Genomic DNA, 5,012 nt, shown 5'->3' with positions numbered 1-5,012 from the left:
TGCGTTCGCCCGGCACCAGATAGTCGAACACATAGTTGAAGGCAATATTCCACGCCATTGCGGTGAGCGATACCGAGATCATGACCACACTCATCAGGCTATGGTTCTCGCCCATGATCCAGCTGGTCGCCGGGATCAGTATGGCCAGCGCGATGGCTTCGAACAGGACGGCGTGCAGGCAACGTTCCCAATAACTCATGGCTGCAAGGCCTGCGCGTGAAAAGCCAGATGCTCGTCGATAAAGCTGGCGATGAAAAAGTAGCTGTGGTCGTAGCCGGGCTGCATGCGTAGTGTCAGCGGGGTGCCGGCTTTGGCGGCCGCCGCCAGCAGGGCAGTCGGTTGTAGTTGCAGCGCTAGAAAATCGTCCGCCTCGCCCTGATCGATCAATAGCGGCAGGCGCTCGCTGGCACTGGCCATCAATTCGCACGCATCCCATGCCCGCCAGCTGTCCTGCTCCGCGCCCAGATAGGCGCTGAAGGCCTTGATGCCCCACGGGCAGTCCATGGGGTGGCAAATGGGCGCGAAGGCCGAGACCGAGTGGTAGTGGCCGGGATTGCGTAGCGCGCAAACCAGCGCGCCATGCCCGCCCATCGAATGGCCGCTGACGGATTTTTTGCTGCCCAGCGGGAAGTGGCTGGATATCAGTGCCGGCAGTTCGTGCACTACATAGTCGTGCATGCGGTAGTGCGATTGCCAGGGCAGGGTGCCGGCATTGAGGTAAAAGCCGGCGCCTTGCCCCAGATCCCAAGCGCCATCATCCGCCACCTGAGCGCCGCGCGGGCTGGTGTCGGGGCAGACGATGGCGAGGCCCAGCCGGGCAGCCATGCGCTGGGCGCCGGCCTTCTGCACGAAGTTTTCATCGTTGCAGGTGAGGCCGGACAACCAATACAGCACCGGGGTATGGTGGCCGGCATTGGGCGGCAGATAGATGGAAAACGTCATCTCGCAGCCCAGCGTGCTGGATGGGTGACGCCAGCGTTGCTGGCTGCCGTCAAAGCAGCGCTGCTCGGAGATTCGGTTGAGTTGGGTATTCATCTCTATCCTTGGCGGCATCAGAAATGGATCACCGAGCGTATGCTCTTGCCTTCATGCATCAGATCGAAGGCGGTATTGATCTCTTCCAGTGCCATGGTGTGGGTGATGAAGGTATCCAGCTCGAACTCGCCTTTCAAATAACGCTCGACATAGTCCGGCAGCTCGCTGCGCCCGCGTACGCCGCCAAAGGCCGAGCCGCGCCAGACACGGCCGGTCACCAGCTGGAACGGACGGGTAGCGATTTCTTCGCCGGCACCGGCCACGCCGATGATCACCGATTCGCCCCAGCCCTTGTGGCAGCATTCCAGTGCCGAGCGCATCACCTTGACGTTGCCTATGCATTCGAACGAGTAGTCGACGCCGCCATCGGTCATGTCCACGATCACTTCCTGGATCGGCCGGTCGTAGTCCAGCGGGTTGATGATGTCGGTGGCGCCCAGTTGCCGGGCAATCTCGAATTTTGCCGGATTGATATCGATGGCGATGATGCGGCTGGCACCGGCCATGACCGCACCGATGATGGCCGACAGCCCGATGCCGCCCAGCCCGAAGATGGCGACCGTGGCGCCGGCTTCAACCTTGGCGGTATTGAGTACCGCGCCCATGCCGGTGGTGACGCCGCAGCCCAGCAGGCACACTTTTTCCAGCGGCGCGGCCTTGTTGATCTTGGCGACGGCGATTTCCGGCAACACCGTGTATTCGGAGAAAGTCGAGGTGCCCATATAGTGGTAGATCGGCTTGCCATGCAGCGAGAAGCGGCTGCTGCCGTCCGGCATCAGGCCCTTGCCCTGGGTGGCGCGTATCGCCTGACACAGATTGGTTTTGCCCGAGCGGCAGTATTTGCACTGGCCGCATTCGGGGGTATACAGCGGAATCACATGGTCGCCCGGCTTGACCGAGGTGACGCCAGCGCCGACTTCTTCGACGATGGCGCCACCCTCATGGCCTAGAATGGCGGGGAAGATGCCTTCCGGGTCGGCACCGGACAGGGTGTAGGCATCGGTGTGGCACACACCGCTGGCCACCATGCGCAGCAGTACTTCTCCGGCTTTGGGGCCTTCTACATCCACCAGTTCGATTTCCAGCGGGCGTTGGGCAGCCCAGGCAATAGCGGCACGCGACTTGATCATGAGGGTCTTCCTTGATGTAAAGCGGGTGGCCAACATCCTAGTCTCAAAGCATGACTTGTGGCCAGCGCTACCCATCATTGTCATTGGCAGAGGATTCGCTTCGCGTTCCGGCGCATCAGGCGCTAAAATTGCCGCCCTTGCGGTGTTGCCGCGCCACAAACCAAAGCCTGCCTTGAACGATATGCCGAACCGCCCGCGCGTGCTGTCCATCATCCCGCCGATGACCCAGCTTAATACTCCATATCCGTCCACCGCCTATCTCACCGGCTTCTTGCGCCAGCAGGGCTTCGCTGCCGTGCAGGAAGATCTGGCGCTGGCGCTGGTGCTGGAACTGTTTTCGCGCCAGGGCCTGGCCGCCTTGCGCGATGCGGCACAGAAGCTGCCGGCGAAAAAGCGCAGCGCACAGGTGCGGCATTTTCTGGAACAGTACGACGCCTACGACACGACCATCGCGCCGGCGCTGGCCTTTTTACAGGGCAGCGATCCGACCATCGCCCACCGTATTGCCAGCCGCAGCTTTTTGCCCGAAGGGCAGCGTTTTGCCACGATCAATGCCTATATCGACCCCGAGTATCCGGATGAAGACCCGCTGACCTGGGCCTTTGGCGCATTGGGCAGCACCGATCGTGCGCGCCATTACGCGACCTTATATCTGGATGATCTGGCCGATGTGTTGCGCGATGCGGCCGACGAGCGCTTCGAATTTGTGCGCTACGCCGAACGTCTGGCGATGAGCCAGCCCACGTTCGAGCCTCTGGCCCGCGCCCTGGCCGGCGCCCCTACGCTGGTGGACGATGTACTCGCACGCCTGACCCGCGCCGCGCTGGAGCGCCATCAGCCGGATGTGGTACTGCTATCGGTGCCGTTTCCCGGCTCGGTGTATGCGGCATTTCGCATTGCGCAGACTATCAAGCGCATCAATCCGGCGATCAGGACGGTGCTGGGTGGCGGTTTCGTCAATACCGAACTACGCGAACTCAAAGAGCCGCGCGTATTCGATTACTTCGATTTTGTCACGCTGGACGATGGCGAGCGTCCGCTCTTGGCGCTGCTGGACCATGTGGCAGGCCAGCGTTCGCGCGAGCGTCTGGTGCGCACCTTTGTGCGCGACGAGAGCCGCGTGCGCTATGTGAACTTCCCCGAGCCGGATGTGCCGTTTGCCGAGGTGGGTACGCCGACTTGGGACGGCTTGCCGATACGCAAGTATCTCAGCCTGCTGGACATGCTTAACCCCATGCACCGGCTGTGGTCGGACGGGCGCTGGAACAAGCTGACGGTGGCGCATGGCTGCTACTGGAAAAAGTGCAGCTTCTGCGATGTGACGCTCGACTATATCTCGCGCTACGAAACCGCATCGGCCGAACTGCTGGTCGACCGTATCGAGGCCATCATCGCCGAGACCGGGCAGAGCGGTTTTCATTTTGTCGATGAAGCGGCGCCGCCCAAGATGCTCAAGGCGCTGGCGCTGGAGCTGATCCGCCGCAAGGTGGCGATTACCTGGTGGGGCAATATCCGCTTCGAAAAATCCTTCAGCCCCGAGCTATGCCAGCTGTTGGCGCAAAGCGGCTGCATTGCCATTTCCGGCGGGCTGGAGGTTGCTTCCGACCGCCTGCTCAAGCTGATGAAAAAAGGGGTGTCGGTCGAGCAGGTGGCGCGGGTGACGCGCGACTTTACCGAGGCCGGGGTGCTGGTGCATGCCTATCTGATGTATGGTTTTCCGACCCAGACGGTGCAGGAAACGGTGGATGCGCTGGAGTATGTGCGCCAGTTGTTCGAAGCGGGCTGCATCCAGTCCGGCTTCTTCCACCGCTTTGCCTGCACCGTACACTCGCCGGTAGGCAAGAACCCGGAGGAGTACGGCATCAAGCTGATTCCATTGCCCGAGGTGAGCTTCGCCAAGAACGATGTCGGTTTTACCGACCCCACCGGTACCGATCACGCGCTGATGGGCGAGGCGCTGACCAAGGCGCTGTACAACTATATGCACGGCATCGGTCTGGATTGGGAAGTGCGGCGCTGGTTCGGCTCGCGCGTACCCAAGACCCGCGTACCTAAGCACTTTGTCGCGCGGGCCCTGGGCTGAGGCTTTCAGTCTATGCCCAGAGGGCGGTCCAGGCTCAGGCGGCCGCCGCCTTGCCCCAAGAGGTAAAGCAGGGCCGCCGCCCAGGTCAGATGGGTCGGCCAGGCATCCGGATAGACAAAGATCTGGATCACAGCCGTCATCGCCAGCAAGGCGAGCGCCGACAGCCGGGTAAACAGTCCCAGTACCAGCAAGAGCGGGAACAGGTGCTCGGCATAGGCAGCCAGATGGGCGGCCAGCGGGTAGGGCAATAGCGGCAGGCGGTATTCGTCACGGAATAGCAGCAGCGCGGAGTCGCTTAGCGTCAGCCAACCCTCGACCTTGGTGCGTCCGGACAGAAAAAAAGTGGCGGCGATGCCGAAGCGGGCAGCCAGTGCGGTGACGGATGGCGTGGCGATGCAGCTTGCCAGATGGGCGATGCGCCGATAGGCACTCTGCCAGCGGCCGGTTCCGGCTGTTTGATTGCGCTTCATGATGTTCTTTCTATGGTATCGAGCTGAATGGCACAAAAGGCCCCGCTTTGCAGCAAGCTGGCCATCAGGGTTTGCAAGGCGCAGCCGGGCTCGGCCTGTAGTGCCGCCAGTGCCGCCTCGCCGACATTCAGCCCTTGGGCACAGGCTGTCATGAAGGTGCAGCCGGCAAGGCTGAGTGCGCGGGACGACACCGCCATGAATGGGCGTGTCAGCAGCAGGCCTTCGCCCTGCCATACGGGGGGCGGTGGCGCTTGCGTGCCGCCATCGCGCCCCTGTTGCCACAAGCTGGCCAGC

6 protein-coding genes are annotated in these 5,012 nt (G+C 62.2%); 1 reads left to right on the top strand and 5 read right to left on the bottom strand.

Going from position 1 to position 5,012, the window contains the following annotated elements:
• The 3 genes from ACRC1E_RS11445 to ACRC1E_RS11435 form a co-directional block, all read right to left on the bottom strand.
• On the bottom strand, positions 1-199 hold a 199-nt coding region (locus ACRC1E_RS11445), incomplete at its 3' end, for a chlorhexidine efflux transporter (protein ID WP_438515220.1).
• Positions 196-1,035 carry an S-formylglutathione hydrolase gene (gene fghA / locus ACRC1E_RS11440; protein ID WP_438515219.1) on the bottom strand — a complete coding sequence of 280 codons (840 nt, stop codon included), beginning with the start codon at positions 1,033-1,035 and terminating at the stop codon, positions 196-198. The genes fghA and ACRC1E_RS11445, both read right to left, overlap by 4 nt.
• Positions 1,036-1,052: 17 nt before the next feature.
• On the bottom strand, positions 1,053-2,165 hold the full coding sequence (locus ACRC1E_RS11435; RefSeq protein WP_438515218.1) for an S-(hydroxymethyl)glutathione dehydrogenase/class III alcohol dehydrogenase: 1,113 nt from the start codon (positions 2,163-2,165) through the stop codon (positions 1,053-1,055).
• 181 nt (positions 2,166-2,346) lie between these two features.
• Between ACRC1E_RS11435 and ACRC1E_RS11430 the strand changes: the two genes are divergently transcribed.
• The gene (locus tag ACRC1E_RS11430) at positions 2,347-4,248 is read left to right on the top strand and encodes a B12-binding domain-containing radical SAM protein (RefSeq protein WP_438515221.1); all 1,902 of its coding nucleotides are present in this window, start codon (positions 2,347-2,349) and stop codon (positions 4,246-4,248) included.
• A 5-nt stretch (positions 4,249-4,253) separates the two neighbouring features.
• Here the strand turns inward: ACRC1E_RS11430 and ACRC1E_RS11425 are convergent, their stop codons facing one another.
• Positions 4,254-4,718, bottom strand: a complete 465-nt coding sequence (locus tag ACRC1E_RS11425) for a DoxX family protein (RefSeq protein WP_438515217.1) — start codon at positions 4,716-4,718, stop codon at positions 4,254-4,256.
• Positions 4,715-5,012 (bottom strand): hypothetical protein (locus ACRC1E_RS11420; RefSeq protein ID WP_438515216.1); only part of this gene is annotated, 298 nt, incomplete at its 5' end. The genes ACRC1E_RS11420 and ACRC1E_RS11425, both read right to left, overlap by 4 nt.

It is taken from the genome of Craterilacuibacter sp. (assembly GCF_051659485.1).
Taxonomy (GTDB): Bacteria; Pseudomonadota; Gammaproteobacteria; order Burkholderiales; family Chromobacteriaceae; genus Craterilacuibacter.
The sequence above is the reverse complement of the archived record's forward strand: the minus strand, read 5'-3'. Positions and strand labels throughout refer to the sequence as shown.

Coding starts and splice junctions, on each gene's coding strand:
- fghA (WP_438515219.1), bottom strand. CDS start 1,035: ATGAATACCCAACTCAACCGAATCTCCGAGCAGCGCTGCTTTGACGGC.
- ACRC1E_RS11435 (WP_438515218.1), bottom strand. CDS start 2,165: ATGATCAAGTCGCGTGCCGCTATTGCCTGGGCTGCCCAACGCCCGCTG.
- ACRC1E_RS11430 (WP_438515221.1), top strand. CDS start 2,347: ATGCCGAACCGCCCGCGCGTGCTGTCCATCATCCCGCCGATGACCCAG.
- ACRC1E_RS11425 (WP_438515217.1), bottom strand. CDS start 4,718: ATGAAGCGCAATCAAACAGCCGGAACCGGCCGCTGGCAGAGTGCCTAT.